Source organism: Roseateles chitinivorans (assembly GCF_050632235.1).
GTDB classification, from domain to species: Bacteria; Pseudomonadota; Gammaproteobacteria; order Burkholderiales; family Burkholderiaceae_C; genus Roseateles; species Roseateles chitinivorans_A.
This window is the reverse complement of the sequence record NZ_CP192584.1, coordinates 4,106,107-4,124,542: the sequence shown is the minus strand read 5'-3', so window position 1 is coordinate 4,124,542 and position 18,436 is coordinate 4,106,107. Positions and strand designations below refer to the sequence as shown.

Genomic DNA, 18,436 nt, shown 5'->3' with positions numbered 1-18,436 from the left:
CAGGTGGGGGTCAGGACTGGCTGATAATCGCCGGCCCCGGCTCGCCGGAACCTGGTTTTTTACTGGAAGCATTGATGAACAAGAGTGAACTGATCGAAGGCATCGCCACCAAGGCTGGCGTGACCCGTGCCGTGGCTGCGACCGCCCTGGACGCGACCCTGGAAACCATCACCGAAGCGCTGGCCTCCGGCGACCAGATCGCCCTGGTGGGCTTCGGCACCTTCAAGGTGAGCGACCGCGCCGCCCGCACCGGCAAGAACCCCGCCACCGGCGAAGCGCTGGACATCCCGGCCTCCAAGGTCGCGAAGTTCACCGCCGGCAAGGCGCTGAAGGATGCGGTGAACAAGTAAGCCTCCCGGCTTGCTGTCACTGGGCGACGCCCGCTCCTGCGAAAGCAGGGCGGGCGTTGTCGTTTCCCCGTCTGCCGCGCGTCGATGCGCCTGCCATGAACCTGTCGCGAGGTGGGACAGAGCCCGCGGGGGCAGGGGTTGCCTCGGTCAGCGCACGGGCAATCCCAGCGCGTCCAGGTCCGCCGCCGAATGACGTTCGCGCAGGCATTCGCCTGGCTTGCCATTGATCCGGTTGACGACCCGACCCCTGGCGACGGCCGGGCGGGCGGCGATGGCCTTCTGCCAGCGCAGCAGATGGGGATAGTCCTCCACGGCGAGGAACTCCTGGGCGCCGTAGTTGAAGAGGCTGGCCGGGTACCACGGCCACACCGCCATGTCGGCGATCGTGTAGTCGCCGCCGGCGAGGTACTCGTGCGTGGCCAGATGCGTGTCCAGGACGTGGAGCTGGCGCTTGGTCTCCATCGCGTAGCGATCGATCGCGTACTCGATCTTGAAGGGCGCGTAAGCGAAGAAGTGCCCCAGGCCGCCGCCGACGAAGGGCGCGGCGCCCATCTGCCACATCAGCCAGTTGAAGGTCGCCGTCCGGGCGCGGAGATCCGTCGGAAGGAACGCGCCGAACTTCTCCGCGAGATAGACCAGGATCGATCCGCTCTCGAAGACGCTGATCGCCGGATCCGCCGAGCGGTCCACCAGCGCGGGGATCTTCGAATTCGGATTGACCCCGACGAAGCCGCTCCCGAACTGGTCGCCCTTGAAGACGTCGATCAACCAGGCGTCGTATTCGGCGTCGGTGTGGCCGGCCGCCAGCAGTTCCTCCAGCAGGAGGGTGACCTTCTGCCCGTTGGGCGTGCCTTGCGAATACAGCTGCAGCGGATGCCTGCCGACGGGCAGTTCCTGCTCGAACCGCGCGCCGGAGACCGCACTGTTGATCGTCGCGAATGAATGCCCGTAGGTCTGCTTCGGGGCCCAGACCTTGGGCGGCACGTAGCCGGCCGGCTGGTTCTCGTCAGGGGTGTCGCTCATGGCGTGCTCCTTGAGGAAATGAGGAGGAAAGGGGGACGACATCAGAGGCTGCCCGGCAGGACGAACGCCGGCCAGCCGCGCATGTGATCGATGAAGCGCTCGCTCAATCCGCCGGCGCGCAGGAACTGCGCCGTCACCGGCAGCGCGGGGCTGTCGTAATCCGGGTCGGCCGCGACCTGCAGCGGAAAGTCCCGCTGCAGGATGCCGGCGCGACCGATCAGGACGAAGTCGCAGCCCTCGTCCAGAAGCTCCGCCGCACGCTGCGCGCTCATCACCCGACCCGCCGCGCCGACGCGAACGCCCTTGCGGGGAATGCCCGTGAAGACGCTCAGCATCGTCTTTCCGATGAAGGCGCCTTCGCGGACGATCTGCCGCGAATCCCAGAGCGCGAGGTCCAGGTAGTCGATCAGCTCGCGATCGAGGATGTGCGCGGTGATGTCGCGCAGTTCTTCGAGCCGCAAACCGTACCGCTCCACCGACAACCGCCAGCCGATCTGGAAGTCCGGGCCGGTGGCTTTCCGGATGCCCTCCAGGACTTCGATCGTGAGCCGCGCACGGTTCTCCACGCTGCCGCCGTAGGCGTCGCCGCGCCGGTTCAAGGCCGGGGACATGAACTCGGACAGGATCCATCCGAACGCGCCATGCAGCGCAACGCCGTCGAAGCCTGCGCGCTCGGCGCGCTTCGCGGCTTCGATGAAGCTGTCGCGGATCCGCTCGACCTGGTCCGTCTTGAGACCGTGGATGCCGTCCAGCGTCCCGGTCGAGGCCGGGGAAGGGATGCCGCCGATCAACGGATTGGCGCGATGGCCCGCGTGATGCAGCTGGACCGCGGAGAGACCGCCGCCCGCGCGGATCGAATCGGCCATGTGGGTCAGCGCCGCCAACTGCGAATCTTCATGAATCCCCAGCTGACGTTCAAAGGCGATGCCGCTCGCTTCGACCGTGGCGGCGCCCGTCTGGATGAGGGCATAGCCGCCTTGCGAGACTTGATCGATCCAGTCGAGGTCGAACTCTGACGGCGTGCCGTCCAGCTCGCTCTGCTGGTTGGTGAGCGGCGCCAGCATGAAGCGGTTCCTCATGGCCGGCCCGTGCAGGAGCGACAGGGGTTCAAAGAGGGTGGACACAGACATCAGAGCTCCCACCCGCCGCCGAGCGCCCGCACCAGATCCACGGTCGCCCGGGCGCGTTCGCCTTCGGACTGCAACCGCGACTGGCGGTGGCGCAGCAGCGTCCGCTCGGCGTCGACGACGATGAGGTAGTCGACATCGCCCTCGGCGAAGCGGGAACGCGCGGAGCGGGCCACGTTCGTCGACGCGTCCTCCGCGCCGCGCAGATGGCCGAGTCGCTCGTCCACGGTCCTCATCGAGACGAGCGCGTCCTCGACCTCGCGGAACGCCTGCAGCACCGTCTTCCGATAGACGGCCACCTGTTCCTCGTAGCGCGCGCCGGCGCGATCCACATCGGCGCGACGACGTCCGCCGTCGAAGACCGGCAGGCTCAGCGCGGTCCCGACCAAGGTCCCCAGCAGGAAGGTCCGTTGCGACCAGCGACCCAGGTTGCCCAGATCGGCGGACTCGTAGCCCAGCGCCCCCGTGAGCGTCAGAGAGGGGAAGAACGCCGCCTTCGCCACGCCGATGCGGGCGTTCTCCGCTGCCATGGCGCGTTCCGCGGCCGCGATGTCGGGACGACGCTCCAGCAGGGCGGAGGGAAGCCCCGCCGGGAGTCGCACGGACAACTGCGTCAGCGGAGTCGCCTCCAGCGCGAAGTCCGCAGGCGCCTTGCCGAGCAGGGTCGCCAGCGCATGAGACGTCAACGCGTGCTGCTGATCGACGGCCACTTGCTCGGCCTGGGCCGCGAACAGCTCCGTGCGCGCCTGGTCAACCACATGCCGCGCCACCGCGCCGACGCCTTGCTTGCGCTCCAGCAGGCGGATCGCGTCTTCCCGCAGGCTCACCGTCTCGCGCAGCAGCCGCCGCTCGCCTTCCAGCTGACGCAGGCTGAGGTAGGTCCTGGCCACATCGGCTTGAACGAGCAGCAGTATCTGGTGCGAAAGCGCCTGCTGCTGAGCCGCGTCGGCGCGTGCGGCGGCAACACCGGCCGAGACCTTGCCGAAGAGATCCACCTCGTAGGCGACCGAGGCCTGCGCGCGCCACAGGGTCTGCGTCGACCCCGGCGCGTCGTCGCTCCGTCCCGCAGCGGCACCCGAGATGCGCTGACGGGTCGGGCCGAAGCCCGCGTCCACCGTCGGCGCGCGTGCGGATTCGCTGCGGGCCGTGAGCGCCCGCGACTGCTTGAGCCGCGCCATCGCGATGGCGACGTCGGGATTGGCCTTGAGCGCTTCCTCTTCGAGACGCACCAGCACGGGATCCCCGAACACGGTCCACCAGGGCGAGGGCGCCTGTTGATCCGCGGGCTCGGCGGGATGCCAGCGGCCGGGCTCCTCGATCGCTTCGGGCACGGCGCCGGCGCCGCGGTCTGCTTCGGCGAAGCCCGTGGGCGGATTCAGCTCAGGGCGATGTTCCTTCGGCGTGACGGCGCACGCGGTGAGGATGAAGACGCCTACCCCGAGGGCCACGGCGCGCAGCATCCATCGAGCCGGACGACGGCTCGTCATGAGAAGTCGGTTCATGCTTGTCCCTCCGGCTGCTGGAGCGCTGGGTGATGGGGATCGGTGTGGCGGGGAGCGGTGTGATGGGGAACGATGGCCGGCGCGTCGTGATGCACGGCCGAATGCAGGGGATTGCCGCCGCTGAGCCGCCGGACGACCACGTAGAACAGCGGCGTCAGGAACAGCCCGAACAGGGTCACGCCCAGCATCCCGAAGAACACCGAGATGCCCATGGCCTGGCGCATCTCCGCGCCCGCGCCGGTGGAGAGCACCAGCGGGATGACGCCCATGACGAAGGCGAGCGAGGTCATGAGGATGGGGCGCAGCCGCAGGCGGCTCGCTTCGATCACGGCCTGGACCGTGGACATGCCGGTCATCTCCAGTTCGCGCGCGAACTCCACGATCAGGATCGCGTTCTTCGACGCCAGCCCCACCAGCACGATGAGACCGATCTGGGTGAAGATGTTGTTGTCCCCGTGGGTGAGCCACACGCCCAGCAGCGCGGAGAACACGCTCATCGGGATGATCAGGATGATCGCGAACGGCAGCGTCAGGCTTTCGTATTGCGCGGCCAGCACGAAGAACACGAGCAGCACGCACAGCGGCAGGATCCACACGGCGCTGTTGCCCGCGATGATCTGCTGGTAGGTCAGCTCGGTCCATTCGTAGCCCATGCCGGGCGGCAGCGTTTCCGCCGCGATGCGTTCGATCGCCGCCATCGCCTGGTCCGAGGAGTACCCGGGCGCAGGCGCGCCGTTGACGTCGGCCGAGGTGAAGCCGTTGTAGCGCTGGACCTGGTCGGGACCGTAGGTCTGGCTCACCGTCGCGATCGACGCGATCGGAATCATCTGGCCCGAGTCGCTGCGCACGTGGAGCTGGCCGATGTCGTCGGGCTTGGCGCGGAACCGGCTGTCCGCCTGCATCCGCACCTGGTAGACGCGGCCCAGGAAGTTGAAATCGTTGACGTAGTACGAGCCCAGGTAGGCCTGCAGCGTGCTGAACACCGCCGGCGTGTCCACGCCCAGCTGCTGCGCCTTGGTGCGGTCGATGTCGAGCTTGAGCTGCGGCACGTTGACCGTGTAGGTCGTGTACAGCGGGCTCAGCTCCGGCGCCTCGGACGCCTTCTTGATGAAGGCCTGCGTGGCCGCATAGAGCGCCTCGTAGCCGAGGTCGGCGCGGTCCTCGATCTGCAGCTTGAAGCCGCCCGTCGTGCCCAGGCCGAAGACCGGCGGCGCGGGGAACACGCCCGTGAAGGCATGGCCGATGCTGGCGTACTCGCGGCGCAGATCCGCCGCGACCTGGTCGGCGCTGATACCGGGCCGGTCCTTGAAAGGCTTGAGCAGCACGAAGGACAGGGCGGTGCTGGAGCTCTTCGTCACGCCGTTGATCGACAGTCCGGCGTATCCGGAGGTGGCCATCACCGCCGGATGCTTGAGCGCGATCGCGTCCATGCGATGGATCGTGGCCTCGGTGCGGTCCAGCGTGGCGCCTTCCGGCAGCTGCGCCAGGCTGACGAGGTACTCCTTGTCCTGCGCCGGCACGAAGCCGCCGGGCACGTTGTCGGTGAGCCACCAGGTGCCCGCCAGCAGGACGCCGTACACGCCCAGCATCGCGCCCTTGTGCTTGAGCATCCGTCCGATGCCGCCGCCGTAGCCTTCCGAGGCGCGATCGAAGGTCCGGTTGAAACGCCCGAAGAAGCGTCCGAACACCTTGTGCATGCCGCGCGTGAGCGCGTCGGGCTTGTCGCCATGGGACTTCAGCAGCAGGGCCGAGAGCGCCGGCGACAGGGTCAGCGAGTTCACCGCCGAGATCAGCGTCGAGATGGCGATGGTGATGGCGAACTGCTTGTAGAACTCGCCCGTCAGGCCGCTGAGGAAGGCCAGCGGCAGGAACACCGCGGACAGCGTCAGCGCGATCGCGATGATGGGACCGCTGACCTCGCGCATCGCCTGGTAGGTCGCCTCGCGGGGCGTCAGGCCGCGGGCGATGTTGCGCTCGACGTTCTCCACGACCACGATGGCGTCGTCGACGACGATGCCGATGGCCACGACCAGTCCGAACAGCGACAGCGTGTTGATCGAGTACCCGGCCAGGTACAGGAAGGTGAAGGTGCCGATGATGGAGATGGGCACCGCCAGCAGCGGGATCAGCGAGGCGCGCCAGGTCTGCAGGAAGACGAACACCACCAGTACCACCAGCGCGATGGACTCCAGCAGCGTCTTCACGACCGCATCGATGCCGGTCTGGATGGCGCGGCTGGGTTCATAGACGACGCGATACGCCACGTCCTCCGGGAAGCCCTTCTTGAGTTCCTCCATCGTGCGATGCACCTCGCGCGAGATCTGCAGCGAGTTGGCGCCGGGCGCCTCCTGCACGGCCACCGCCACGGACGGCGCGTTGTCCAGCGTGGCGCGGATGCCGTAGTCCTCGGCGCCCAGCTCCACGCGCGCCAAGTCGCCCAGGCGCGTGACCGCGCCGCGGGCGTCGGACTTGATGACGATGCCCTTGAACTCCTCGGGCGTCTTGAGGCGGCCGTCTGCGTTGACGCTGAGCTGGAACGCCGCGTCGGCGGTCGCCGGCGCGCTCCCGATCGAGCCCACCGCCGCCTGGATGTTCTGGCGGCGGATGGCGTCGGCGACGTCGTTGGCGCTCAGGCCGCGCTGGGCCAGCGCCGCGGGATCCAGCCACACGCGCATCGCATAACCGCCGGGTCCCCAGATCACCACGTCGCCCACGCCCGGGATACGGGCGAGGCGGTCCTTCACGTGCAGGATCGCGTAGTTGCTGATGTAGTTGTTGTCGTAGGTCCCCTTGGGCGAGACCATGTGGACCGCGATCGTGATCACGGGCGAGTTCTTGACCGCCGTGACCCCCAGCCGCTGGACGTCCTCGGGCAGACGCGCCTGCGCCTGCGACACGCGCGTCTGCACGAACTGCTGCGCCTTGTCCGGATCGGTGCCCAGCTTGAAGGTCACCGTCGTGTACAGGTGGCCGTCGCCGGCGGACTTGGAGTCCATGTACAGCATGTCCTCCACGCCGTTGATGGCCTGCTCCAGCGGCGCGGCCACGGTCTCGGCGATGGTCTTGGCGTTGGCGCCCGGGTACTGCGCGTGCACCACCACCGACGGCGGGATCACCTGCGGGTACTCCGACACCGGCATGTGCAGCGCCGACACGATCCCCCCGAGCAGGATCAGCGCGGACAGCACGCACGCGAAGATCGGTCGGTCGATGAAGAACTTCGAGATGTTCATGACCGGCCTCCCGCGGCTGCGCCGGCGGGCGCCTCGGAGTTCTTGAGCGGCTCGGCGGGCTGCGCGTTCACCGCGGCGCCGGGCGTCACGCGGAACGCGCCGTCGACGATGACACGGGAGCCGGCGTCCACGCCGCTGCGCAGGACGCGCTCGCGACCCTGGAGCGCGCCGAGCTCGACCGGGCGCCGCTCGACCTTGTCCTGGGCGTTGACGATCAGCACGTACTTGCGGTCCTGGTCCGTGCCGACGACCGCGTCGTCGACGACCACGGCGTCGTACGGCGTCGCGCCCTGAAGGCGGATCCGCGCCTGCAGGCCCGGCAGCATCTCGACGCCTGCGTGCTCCAGCCGTGCGCGCACGCGCACCGTGCCCGAGCGCGTGTCCATCTGGTTGTCGAGCGCCTCGACCGTCGCCGCATGGGGGTAGCCGGTGTCGCTCGCCAGACCGACCTTGACGAGCGGGCGCGCGCCCGTGCGCAGGGCCGGGGCGATCAGTCGGAGATAGCTCTGTTCATCGACATGGAAGGACGCATAGAGCTTGCCGTCCGACACGATGCGGGTGAGCGGCGCGGCATCGCCGCCGGCCCCCACGACGTTGCCCGCGGTGATCTCGGCGCGGGAGAGGCGACCGGCGATGGGCGCGCGCACCTGCGTGTAGCTCAACTGCAGTTGCGCGCGGGCCAGAGCGGCCTGCGCTCCTTTGAGGGAAGCGGCCGCCTGGCGCGACGCGTTGTCGAGCGTGTCGAACTCGCGACGCGCGATCGACTCCGATTCCATCAGTCGCTTGCCGCGGGCCAGTTCCAGATCGGCCAGGCGTTGACGCTCCTCGGCCCCGGCCAGGTCGGCCTGCGCCTGCCGGACCTGGGTCTCGAACGGCGCGGGATCGATGGTGAAGAGCAGGTCGCCCTGACGGACCTGCTGCCCGTCCTTGAAGTGCACGGCCAGCAGGGTGCCTGGCACCCTGGGCCGCACGTCGACCTGCTCGACCGCTTCCAGACGACCGGTGTAGTCCTGCGTGTCGGATACCTGGCGCAGGACGGCGGACCGGACCTTGACGATAGTCAGCGGCGCGGCCGCTTCAGCGTGGGCTTCAGGGGAGTGATGCCAGAGAACGCTGCCGGCGCCGAGCAGCGCCATGGCGGCCGTGGCGATCGCCAGAGGGTGCTTCTTGAGGGGGGTCATACGAGGGACTCGGCATGGAACATGGGCCGCAGTCTGCGCGGCTCTCGCCCTCGCATCCAGATCCGAATCTGGCTATATTTATTGCCTCAGATGGAATTATCGGGAGCAGAGAATGACCGGTTCACAGGAGAAACAGCCTGAAGGGTCTCCGTCGCTTGTTCCAGTTTGAAGAAGAAATTTCCCACACGACGAGACCCCGATGGACCGACTCCAATCGATGCAGATCTTTGCGCGCGTCGTCGAGATGCACAGCTTCGGCAGGGCTGCGGAGAGCCTCTCGCTGCCGCCCTCGCGGGTGACGCGCGCGGTCAAGGAACTGGAAGCCTTCCTGGGCGTGCGTCTGCTGCAGCGGACCACGCGGCACATCAGCCTGACCCCGGACGGCACGACCTACTACGACCACTGCCGCCGTCTGCTGGCGGACATCGAGGCGGTCGAGGCGGGTTTCCCCGGCAGCGCCGGGCGGCCGCGGGGCCGGCTGCGCGTGGACATGACGCTGTCGCTGGCGCGTCTGGTGGTGCTGCCGGCGATCGGGCAGTTCCAGTCGAAGTTCCCCGACGTCGAACTCACGCTGACCGTGGCGGACCGGACCGTGGAGCTGGTCCAGGAAGGGATCGACTGCGTCATCCGCGCGGGGACGCCGGAGGACTCGCCGACGCTGGTGGCGCGGCGCATCGGCGCCTTCGACTGGGTCACGTGCGCGTCGCCGCAATACCTGGCACGGCACGGCACGCCGACATCGCTGGAAGATCTCCAGGAGCACCGCGCCGTCGGCTACCTGTCGAGCCGGACGGCGCGAACCCTCGACTGGCACTTCGTCATCGATGACGAGGACCGCTTCGTCCGGGTGCCGGAGGGGCTGGTGGTCAACGACACCGATGCCTACGTGGCCTGCGCGCTGGAGGGCCTGGGGCTCATCCGCGCCGGCAGCTACATGGTGCAGCCGCATCTGCTCAGCGGACGGCTGCAACGCGTGCTGACGCGCTATCCCTCGCCGGCAGTCCCGCTGTCGGTCCTCTATCCGAAGAACCGGCACCTGTCGCCGACGGTGCGGGCCTTCGTGGATTGGGTGGGCGGCGTGGTGCGCGAGGCCGAAGTGGGCTGGCGGGCCGCCGCGCTGCCCGCGTAGCCAGGCGCTGAAGGGATTGGCCCGCGGGGCAGGCTGTCGGCAACTTGCTGACGCGCGTTGAAGGATATCCGCCGCTGGTGAGGCGGGGACCCGCTCGGAACAATCAGTCCAGGTCCTTGCTCGCACCCCTTCGCGGAGCCTCACCATGACACATCACGCCCAGATCGCGTTCCCGCCGGCGAAGCCGTCCCGCGGCGCGGCGCCCGCCGTCGAGGAAGCGCGTGCCGCGCCGGTGGACCGCTGGCGGCGGTGGGTGGGACCGGCAGGCGGCATCCAGCGCAGGCTGCTGGGCCTGGTCGCCGTGGCGTGCGCCGCCGTGGGCCTGATCACGGGCGCCGCGCTGACGTTGCAGTGGCACTCCCTCGAGCAGGCCGCCCAGGTCGAGGCTCGCAATCTCGCGCTGTCGCTGGCACAGACGATGTCCGCGTCGACCAGTCACACGCTGCACTTCCTGCCCGGCACCCATGGCGTCGACCAGCGCGACCTCTTCGTGCTGGACCGTCAGCGCCGCACGCTCGCCAGCGTCGTGCCGGCTGAGATCGGCTCGCTCTATGTCGACGACAAGTCCACGACGATCGATGACGTGCTGCGCGACGGCATGCCGCGCAGCTTCACCGAGACCAGCTCCCAACATCCCGACGGCGCCCGTTTCATGGCGGTCGCCGTCCGGGCGTCCGCCGCGCCGGATGCCCCGGTCACCGGCGTCCTCGCGCTCGAATCCAGCCGCCTCGCCCGGCAACTGATCGCCGACAGCGCCCCGCGTCTGTATGCGATCGCGCTGACCGGACTGGCGGTGATGCTGGGGGTCGCCCTGGCCGGCACACGGTGGGCGCGCCGGCTTTCCACCTCCATCGAGGACCTGCGCGCCGGCGTGGACGCCTTCGCCGAAGGCCACCTCGGCACCCGCCTGGCCCCGCAAGGCCCCGCCGAGGTGGCGGCATTGGGTCGCGCCTTCAACGCCATGGCCGAGACGCTGGAACAGACCACGTTCGAACTGCGCCTGGAAAGCGCGATGGCGAAGGAGGCCGCCGCCCAGGTCGAGCGCCTGGCCTTCACCGATCCCGTGACGGGTCTGGGCAATCGCGCGTCGCTGTCGCGGCTGCTGAGCAAGCAGATCGCCTGGGCCGCCGCGTCGGATCGCGGCTTCGCGTTGCTGATGCTGGGCTTGGACCGCTTCCGCAACGTCAACGACTCGCTCGGGCACGGCGTCGGCGACGAGTTGCTGGGCCTGCTCGGTGAACGCCTGCAGGCCGCCGTCGGCGCGCACCGCGTGGTCGTGCGCCTGGGCAGCGATGAATTCGCCCTGCTGCTGGACGAGCTCGATCCGGCGGCGCTGGGCGCGACCGCGCGTCACCTGATCGACACACTGGGCGCGCCGTGCCGCATCCGCGGCAACGAACTGCGCCTGAGCGCCAGCGTCGGCGTGGCGCTCTGCCCCAAGGACGGCGGCAACGAAGAGACGCTGATGCGTCACGCCGATATCGCGATGCACAACGCCAAGGAAGACGGCGGCGGCACCTTCAAGCTCTACGCCGAGGACCTCAACCGCCATTCCGTCGAGCGTCTGGCCTTCGAGGCCGCGCTGCGCCAGGCCGTCGAGGCCGAGGCGCTGTCCGTCCACTACCAGCCCAAGGTCTCGGCGCACACGGGCTTGATCGAAGGCGTCGAGGCGCTGGTGCGCTGGAAGCATCCTCAACTGGGCAGCATCTCGCCGGTGAAGTTCATCCCGATCGCCGAGGAGACCGGCCTGATCGTCCCGCTGGGACGCTGGGTGATGCGCCAGGCCTGCGAGCAGTTGGTCGCCTGGCAGCGCGAGGGGCTGCCCGCGATCGGCATGGCGATCAACCTGTCGCCGGCCCAGTTCCGCAGTCCCTCGATGCTCGCCGACATCGACGCGGCGATCGCGGACTCCGGCGTCGATCCGACGCGGCTGGAATTCGAGATCACCGAAAGCATGCTGATGCAGGACGGGGGCCGGACCGCCGGGATGCTGAGGGCGCTCAAGGCGCGCGGCGTGCGTCTGGCGGTGGACGATTTCAGCACGGGTTATTCGTCGCTGTCGCAACTGCGCAGTTTCCCGGTCGACACGCTGAAGATCGACCGGAGCTTCGTGCGCGGGATCGCCGACGACATCGAAGACCGGGCGATCGCCCAGGCCATCGTGCAGATGGCCCGCACGCTGCGGCTCAAGGTGGTCGCCGAAGGCGTGGAGACGGACGCGCAGGAGCGCGTGCTGGGCGCTCTGGGGTGCGACCTGCTGCAGGGCTTCCTGTACAGCCCGGGCGTGCCCGCGTCCGAGCTCGAGGCGATGCTGCGGCGCGAAACCGATCGCGGGGAGTATTGCGCCCAGGCCGTGGCCACGCTGACCGGCCTGGAAGTCAAGTTCGCGGCGACGAACTTCTGACGGGGCAGGGGCGGCGGCCGCTGCAGGTGTGCTGCGACGCCGCGCCGATCGCGCTCAGCCTTCCCGGAAGTACTTCAGGGCGGCCAGGTCGGGGAACGCCGTCGGCCGCTTGGCCTGAGCCGCTGCGAACGCTTCCATCAGGTTCCTGTTCTGCCAGATCGCCGCCTGCAGCCAGCCCATCTGCTGGAGGCTGTCTTTGACGCCGTGGTCGCGCGCGTAGTGGATCGCCTGCTTGCTGCCCCAGATCGCCACCGGCGGCTTCTGCGCGATCTCGCGCGCGCATTGCAGCGCGGCGTCGACGCACTCGGCCTGCGTCGCGAAGACGTCGTTGACCAGCCCCACCGCCTGCGCCCGCGCCGCCGGCATGCGGCGGCCGGTGTAGGCCAGTTCCTTGACCACGCCCAGCGGCACCAGCTTCGGCAGGCGCTGCAGCGTGCCCAGGTCGGCCACCATGCCGATGTTGATTTCCTGGATGCAGAAGAACGCGCCGGTCTCCGCATAGCGGATGTCGCAGGCCGCGACCAGGTCCACCGCGCCGCCGATGCAGCCGCCCTGGATCGCCGCGATCGTCGGCACGCGCAGCTCGTCGAGCTGGTTGAAGGCCCGCTGCATGTCGGCCAGCAGGTCGACGATCGCCGCGCGGCCTTCGGCGCTGCGGTCGTCGAGCTGGATGCCGCCGTTCTGGAACACCTCCAGCGACATCCCCGCGCTGAAGTGCTTGCCCGTCGACGAGATCACCAGCGCCCGCAGCGTCGGGCTGCGGTGCAGCTGCGCCAGCACCGTCTCCAGCTCGCGCCACAGCTGCGGCGACATCGTGTTCATCGCGTCGGGCCGGTTCAGCACCAGATGGCCGACGCCGGCTTCTTCGGTCAGGGTGAGGCAGTCCATTCGAGTCTCCTTCGGTCGTTCCTGTCTTGGAGCAGGAAATCGGACCATGCTAGCGGGAGACCGCCGGACGCCGCGTCAAGGACGCGACGCCCGATGCCGATTGGAGAGGGCTCTCAGGCGCCGACCAGTTCTTCGGCCGGGCCGAAGAACTCGTAGCGCAGCTGCGTCGCCGGGATGCCCAGCGAGCGGCCGGCCCGGTAGACCGCCTGCATGAAGGGCTTGGGCCCGAGCAGGTAGAGGTCGACGTCGCGATCCTCCGGCAGGTGGCGCGCCAGCAGCGCATCGGTGACGTAGCCGACCTCGTGCGGCTCATCGCCGTCGCGCGGGGCGTCGTAGACGTACAGCGCCTCGACGTTGTCATGCGCCGCGGCGAGCACATCCACCCGCTCCCGGAACGCATGCACGCCACCGTGCCGCGCCGCGTGGATGAAGCGGATCGGGCGCCCGCTGGCCGCCGCCGATTCCAGCATCGACATCGCCGGCGTGATGCCCACGCCGCCCGTCACCAGCACCAGCGGCCGCGTCGCCGCGGCGTCGAGCGTGAACTCGCCGGCCGGCGCCTGCACGTCGAGCCGGCTGCCGACTTCGGCCGTGTCGTGCATCCAGTTGGACACCAGCCCGCCGTCCTCGCGCTTGATGCTGACGCGGTACCAGGGCTTGCCCGGCGCATCCGACAGCGAGTAGTTCCGGCGCACCGTCCGTCCGTCGATGTCCAGCACCAGGGTCAGGTATTGCCCCGGATGGAAAGGCGGCAGCGGCTGGCCGTCGACCGGCTCCAGGTAGAACGAGGTGATCAGCTCGCTTTCGCGCGCCTTGCGCGCGACGACCATCGCGCGCTGTCCGCGCCAGCCGCCCGGCAGCGCGGCGGTGGCGGCGTAGACCTGTTCCTCGGCGTCGATCAGGAGCTGCGCCAGCGCACCGTAGGCCTCCGCCCAGGCGGCGATGATCTCGTCGGTTGCGACATCGGCGCCCAGCACTTCGCGGATCGCGGCCAGCAGGCACGCGCCGACGATCGGGTAATGCGCGGGCTGCACGCCCAGCGCCACGTGCTTCTGGATGATGCGGGGCAGCGCGGGGGCCAGTTCGTGGACGCGGTCGATGTGGCTCGCGTAGGCCAGCACCGCGCCGGCCAGCGCCCGCGCCTGCGTGCCTTCGGCCTGGTGCGCCTCGTTGAAGAAGGCTTTCAGTTCGGGGTGCTCGGTCAGCATCGCACGGTAGAAGTGCCGCGTGATGTCCTCGCCGCGCGACTTCAGCAGCGGCACCGTGGCCTGGATCAGGGCGATGGTCTGGGGCTTGAACATGAGCTTCTGGACTCCGGAGTCGTTGAGGATGCTTTCCTCATCTCACGATCCGTGCCAGCGCTGACGACTTCAAAAATCATTCGCAACTTGTTGATTTTCAATAACTACGATTTTGTCGATGGACAGGAGAGGTCAAAATGACCGAACATCGGAAGCAGTCCAACTGACAACGAACAGGTCGCAGTGACACCAGATTCCCGCTACCGCCAGCTGCTCGCCGCCGTGCGCGGCCTCGTGCGATGCGACGCCGCCGCGTTGCTGCGGCTGCTGCCCGGCGAAGGCGCGCCGGTGCTGCAGCCGGTGGCCGTGGACGGCCTCGCGGAGGAGGCGCTCGGTCGACGCTTCCCGGTGGCGGCGCATCCCCGTCTGGCGCGTCTGCTGGACAGCGGGCAGGGGCTGCGCTTTCCCTCCGACGCGGGCCTGCCCGATCCGTATGACGGGCTGCTGGAACATCAGCAGGAACTCGAGGCGGTGCACGACTGCATGGGCGCGCCCGTGCGCGTCGACGGCCGGATCTGGGGCCTCGTGACCCTGGATGCGATGGATCCGCGCGCCTTCGACGGCGTCGACGACGGCCGGCTGCAAGGCATCGTCCGGTTGCTCGAGGCCGGCATCGCCGCCGAGGAGACCATCGCCGAACTGGCCCGCCGCGCCGAGCAGGACCAGGCGCTCGCGCGGGCCGCCTCACGCGGCGGATCGCGTGAGCTGCTCGGCCGCAGCGCCGCGATGGTCCGGCTGCGGGAGGAGATCGACACCGTCGCCGGCTCCGACCTGACGGTGCTGGTGCTCGGCGAGACCGGCGTGGGCAAAGAGCTCGTGGCGGAACGGCTGCATGCGCGCTCGCCGCGGCGCGATCGCCCGCTGGTGCAGATCAACTGCGCGGCGCTGCCGGAGACGCTGGCGGACAGCGAGCTTTTCGGCCACAAGCGTGGCGCGTTCACCGGCGCCGTCGCCGACCGCAGCGGCAAGTTCGAGCTGGCCGACGGCGGCACGCTGCTGCTGGACGAGGTCGGCGAGCTGCCGTTGCCGGTGCAGGCCAAGCTGCTGCGGGTGCTGCAGAGTGGCGACGTGCAGCGGCCCGGCAGCGATCGCGTGCAGAAGGTCGACGTGCGCGTGATCGCGGCGACCAACCGCGACCTGCGCGAGGAAGTCGCGCGCGGCCGCTTCCGCGCCGATCTGTATCACCGGCTGTCGGTCTATCCGCTGCACGTGCCGCCGCTGCGCGAGCGCGGCCGCGATGTGCTGGCGCTGGCCGGCGGGTTCCTCGAGGAGAACCAGCATCGCCTCGGCGCGCGCAACCTGCGCCTGTCGCCGGCGGCGTCGGAGGCCCTGCTGGCCTACGACTGGCCGGGCAACGTGCGCGAACTGGAGCATCTCATCAGCCGCGCCGCGTTGCGCGCGTTGTCGTCGGCGGGCCGGGCAGGGCGCTGGATCGCGATCGAGCCGGCGCATCTGGGACTGACCGCGGACGCCGCGACTGCGCGTCCTGCCGCCGTGTCCCCCGACCCGCTCGCTTCATCCGCGCCGACGCGCGAGCCCGAGCCTGAGTTCGCGCAAGACCTGGCGCCGGGTCAGGAGACGGGCACGACAGGATCGTCCCCCGGTCTGGGCCTCCGCGAAGCCACGGACCGCTTCCAGCGTCAGTGGATCGAAGCCGCCATCGCGCGCCACGGCGGCGCGATGGCTGCCGCCGCGCGAGAGGCCGGCATGGATCGCAGCAACTTCCTCCGGCTGGCCAAGCGACTCGGTGTGAACTCGCAGCGATAGAGTCCGCCGACCAGGGAATACGCCCGACGTCGATTGGCTCAGCGCGGGGCGCTCCACGATGCACGGGGGATCCCTCTGAAGTGGCCCCCACGCATCATTCCGGGCCCACCGGGTGACGTGGTCTTCGTCCCTCGCGTTACAGCGACCGCAGCCAGGCGAGCAGCGCGTCGCGATCCGCCTTTGACAGCTGCTCGAAGCGCCGGCGCGACTTCTCCGCCTCGCCGCCGTGCCACAGGATGGCCTCCGTCAGCGTGCGGGCGCGGCCGTCATGCAGGTAGCCCACGGGGATCGCCTCGGCCACCTGCTCGGTATAGCCGATGCCCCACAGCGGCGACGTGCGCCACATCGCGCCGCGCGCCCGGCCTTCCGGCAGGCTGTCCGCCAGCGCCGGGCCCATGTCGTGCAGCAGCAGGTCGGTGAAGGGACGGATCGTCTGGTCGCGCAACTCCGCGAAGGGATGGGTCCTGCCCGTCTTCATCTCCGCCGTGTGGCACGCCGCGCAGCGCAACGCGTCGAACACCCGGCGGCCGGCGGCCACCTGCACCGGATCGACGCGATGCTCCGCCAGCGGCGCGACCCCTTCGGGAAGCCGCTCGGGAGGCTGCGTTGCGCCGGCACGGCCAGCAGCTGCATGTACTGCGTCAACGCGGTCAGGTCGGCTTCCTGGATGCCTTTCTCGGCCGGCGCCGTGCGGCAACCCGCCGGGTCCATCGAGCAGCTGCGGTTCGGGAACACCGGCGACGCCACCGACATGTCGTTCAGCAGCGCCGCGGCCACCTGGTGGCGCAGGCTGGCCTTGGACGCCTTCCAGCCGAAGCGGCCCAGCCGCGTCGCGCCGGTTTCCGGATCCACGACGAAGTTCGCCTGGCCCAGGACGCCGTCCGTATCCGGTGTGGATCGCGCACGCGCCAGGATGTCCGCTTCAGGCACGGCCTCCAGCAGGCCGAGCCCGATCATCGGCTGCGCCGCACGGGCGGACCACAAGGCCGGGACCGGGCCGTCGAAGCCGAACGTCGGCTTGCGCAGCTCGATCGTCGTGCCGTCGGCCAGCTTGACAGGGCGGGTCTCGAAGCCCGTCACCTTGACGCCGTCGCCGCCGTCCAGCACCTTGCCCGAGGCCGACGACACATGCATCTGGATCGCCGAGCCGTAGCGCGGGTCCGGACGGATCGCTCCATCGGCATCCTTCACGCCGACGTGGAAGGCCATCCCGTCCACGCGCTGGTCGACCATGAACGGCGCGGCGCTGCGGCCGTTGTTGGTGTGGCATTGCACGCAGGTCGTCGCGTTGAAGCGGGCGCCCGCAAGGCCGGCGATGGCGGCCATCGGCTCGTTGCCGGACTCGAGGTGCTCCCCGGTGACGACGCTGCTGTGCGCCACGCGGCGCCCTGCCACGAAGCGCTGCATGTTCTGCATGCCGATGTGGTTGGCGGGCTGCTGGAACATCCGGAGGCCTTCATCCGAATAGTTGTACGAGACGGAGCCGAGCCCGCCCGACCAGGTGGACTCCGGCAGCGGCGCGCTGTTCAGGCGCGGCTGGACGCCGTGCCACGGGGTCAGGCCTTGCCCGACGACGTAGAGCCACTCGCCGGCGACGTAGCGGACGCCGCCGTTGTCACCGGCGGCCTGCATCGACTGCGTCGTCGTGGACATCGACGGGGCCACCTCGATAGGATCGCCGACCTTCAGCGGCCTGGCGTTCACGCGGGTGCCGTCCGGGAAGCCGTCGGCGCCCAGGCCGGCATGGCCCGGCCAGTCCTTGATCACCACCGTGCAGTGGTCGGTGCCGGGCTGGCCGTTGGCCGGATAGTCCACCGGCCGGCAGACCGAGCCCGTCGGGTCGAGCAGCGCGCCGTTGTTCATCCAGCCATAGGCGGTCACGCCGACGCGGTCGAAGGCGCGGAAGAACGCGGTCCCGCCCGGCAGGAAGTCGACGGTCGGGTTGTAGGTGTTGACCTTCAGCGTGGGCCGCGTGACACCGGCCACGCGGCTGTTGTCGATGATCTCCAGCCCCCACGTGCGGTTCCTGAAGGAGTCCGGCACGAAGGCCAGGGCGGCCCCCGGTCCCTTGTCCAACGGATGGCCCGTCGCGTCGACGGTCTCGTTGGGACCGTTGCCGACCTCGTTCCACTCTTCGCCGCGATCGCGGCCGTGACGGCTGACGCCGCGGTTCCCGAAGCGCGTGACCAGCGTGCCGTCGGGCAGCGTGAACTGCAGCGTCTCGATCGGCGCCTGCGGCGGGAACAGCGGCACCAGGTCCGCGCCGCGGGCGGGCACGGGGAAGGGCGTCGTGATCAGCGCCGGCAGGCCGTTTCCGGCCGCCGACGCGCTGTCGGACGCCTTGGCCGGCGCGGTGTCGGCGGCCTTGGCGTCACCGCCGGACCGCAGGCCCGGGATCCCCTGCGCGCTGCAGCCCTGCAGACTGCCGTCGCCGCCGCAGGCCACCATCAGCGTGCCGCCGACGAGTGCGGGGACCAGCGCGCAGCCCACGGCGATGCCGAGTTGCCTGAACGCCATGGATGGTCCCTTCC

General features: G+C 69.7%; 13 protein-coding genes. 4 read left to right on the top strand and 9 right to left on the bottom strand.

What is annotated here, in order from left to right; all coding sequences use genetic code 11:
- Positions 1-74: 74 nt before the first annotated feature.
- The gene (locus tag ACQ859_RS18680) at positions 75-350 is read left to right on the top strand and encodes an HU family DNA-binding protein (RefSeq protein WP_067272237.1); all 276 of its coding nucleotides are present in this window, start codon (positions 75-77) and stop codon (positions 348-350) included.
- A 147-nt stretch (positions 351-497) separates the two neighbouring features.
- Here ACQ859_RS18680 and yghU read toward each other — a convergent pair whose 3' ends face one another.
- Genes yghU through ACQ859_RS18655 form a run of 5 tightly spaced genes read right to left on the bottom strand, consistent with a single transcriptional unit; the run spans position 498 to position 8,416 of the window.
- On the bottom strand, positions 498-1,373 hold the full coding sequence (yghU, locus tag ACQ859_RS18675) for a glutathione-dependent disulfide-bond oxidoreductase (RefSeq protein WP_431262184.1): 876 nt from the start codon (positions 1,371-1,373) through the stop codon (positions 498-500).
- A 41-nt stretch (positions 1,374-1,414) separates the two neighbouring features.
- A complete protein-coding gene (locus ACQ859_RS18670; RefSeq protein WP_431262183.1) occupies positions 1,415-2,503 on the bottom strand; it encodes an NADH:flavin oxidoreductase in 1,089 nt (362 codons plus the stop codon).
- Positions 2,503-4,002, bottom strand: coding sequence for an efflux transporter outer membrane subunit (locus ACQ859_RS18665; protein ID WP_431262182.1), 1,500 nt, complete (start codon positions 4,000-4,002; stop codon positions 2,503-2,505). The genes ACQ859_RS18670 and ACQ859_RS18665 overlap by 1 nt, the downstream gene beginning before the upstream one ends.
- Positions 3,999-7,235, bottom strand: a complete 3,237-nt coding sequence (locus ACQ859_RS18660; protein WP_431262181.1) for an efflux RND transporter permease subunit — start codon at positions 7,233-7,235, stop codon at positions 3,999-4,001. The genes ACQ859_RS18665 and ACQ859_RS18660 overlap by 4 nt, the downstream gene beginning before the upstream one ends.
- On the bottom strand, positions 7,232-8,416 hold the full coding sequence (locus ACQ859_RS18655) for an efflux RND transporter periplasmic adaptor subunit (RefSeq protein WP_431262180.1): 1,185 nt from the start codon (positions 8,414-8,416) through the stop codon (positions 7,232-7,234). The genes ACQ859_RS18660 and ACQ859_RS18655 overlap by 4 nt, the downstream gene beginning before the upstream one ends.
- Positions 8,417-8,615: 199 nt before the next feature.
- Here ACQ859_RS18655 and ACQ859_RS18650 point away from each other — a divergent pair, with 199 nt between their 5' ends.
- Both ACQ859_RS18650 and ACQ859_RS18645 read left to right on the top strand, forming a co-directional pair.
- Entirely contained in the window at positions 8,616-9,545 is a 930-nt protein-coding gene (locus ACQ859_RS18650) for a LysR family transcriptional regulator (protein WP_431262179.1), read from the top strand.
- A gap of 145 nt (positions 9,546-9,690) precedes the next feature.
- Entirely contained in the window at positions 9,691-11,949 is a 2,259-nt protein-coding gene (locus ACQ859_RS18645; protein ID WP_431262178.1) for a putative bifunctional diguanylate cyclase/phosphodiesterase, read from the top strand.
- A gap of 54 nt (positions 11,950-12,003) precedes the next feature.
- Here the strand turns inward: ACQ859_RS18645 and ACQ859_RS18640 are convergent, their stop codons facing one another.
- Both ACQ859_RS18640 and hmpA read right to left on the bottom strand, forming a co-directional pair.
- Positions 12,004-12,837, bottom strand: coding sequence for an enoyl-CoA hydratase-related protein (locus ACQ859_RS18640; RefSeq protein WP_431262177.1), 834 nt, complete (start codon positions 12,835-12,837; stop codon positions 12,004-12,006).
- A 113-nt stretch (positions 12,838-12,950) separates the two neighbouring features.
- Positions 12,951-14,138 (bottom strand): NO-inducible flavohemoprotein, encoded by a 1,188-nt coding sequence (gene hmpA, locus ACQ859_RS18635; protein ID WP_431262176.1) that lies wholly within the window; start codon positions 14,136-14,138, stop codon positions 12,951-12,953.
- Between the two features lie 183 nt (positions 14,139-14,321).
- Between hmpA and norR the strand changes: the two genes are divergently transcribed.
- Entirely contained in the window at positions 14,322-15,905 is a 1,584-nt protein-coding gene (norR, locus tag ACQ859_RS18630) for a nitric oxide reductase transcriptional regulator NorR (RefSeq protein WP_431262175.1), read from the top strand.
- A 136-nt stretch (positions 15,906-16,041) separates the two neighbouring features.
- On the opposite strand, the gene ACQ859_RS18625 is transcribed toward norR, so the two are convergent.
- Both ACQ859_RS18625 and ACQ859_RS18620 read right to left on the bottom strand, forming a co-directional pair.
- The gene (locus tag ACQ859_RS18625; RefSeq protein ID WP_431266596.1) at positions 16,042-16,425 is read right to left on the bottom strand and encodes a di-heme oxidoredictase family protein; all 384 of its coding nucleotides are present in this window, start codon (positions 16,423-16,425) and stop codon (positions 16,042-16,044) included.
- Positions 16,380-18,422, bottom strand: a complete 2,043-nt coding sequence (locus ACQ859_RS18620; protein WP_431262174.1) for a di-heme oxidoredictase family protein — start codon at positions 18,420-18,422, stop codon at positions 16,380-16,382. Before ACQ859_RS18620 ends, ACQ859_RS18625 begins: the two co-directional genes overlap by 46 nt.
- Between the last annotated feature and the right edge of the window lie 14 nt (positions 18,423-18,436).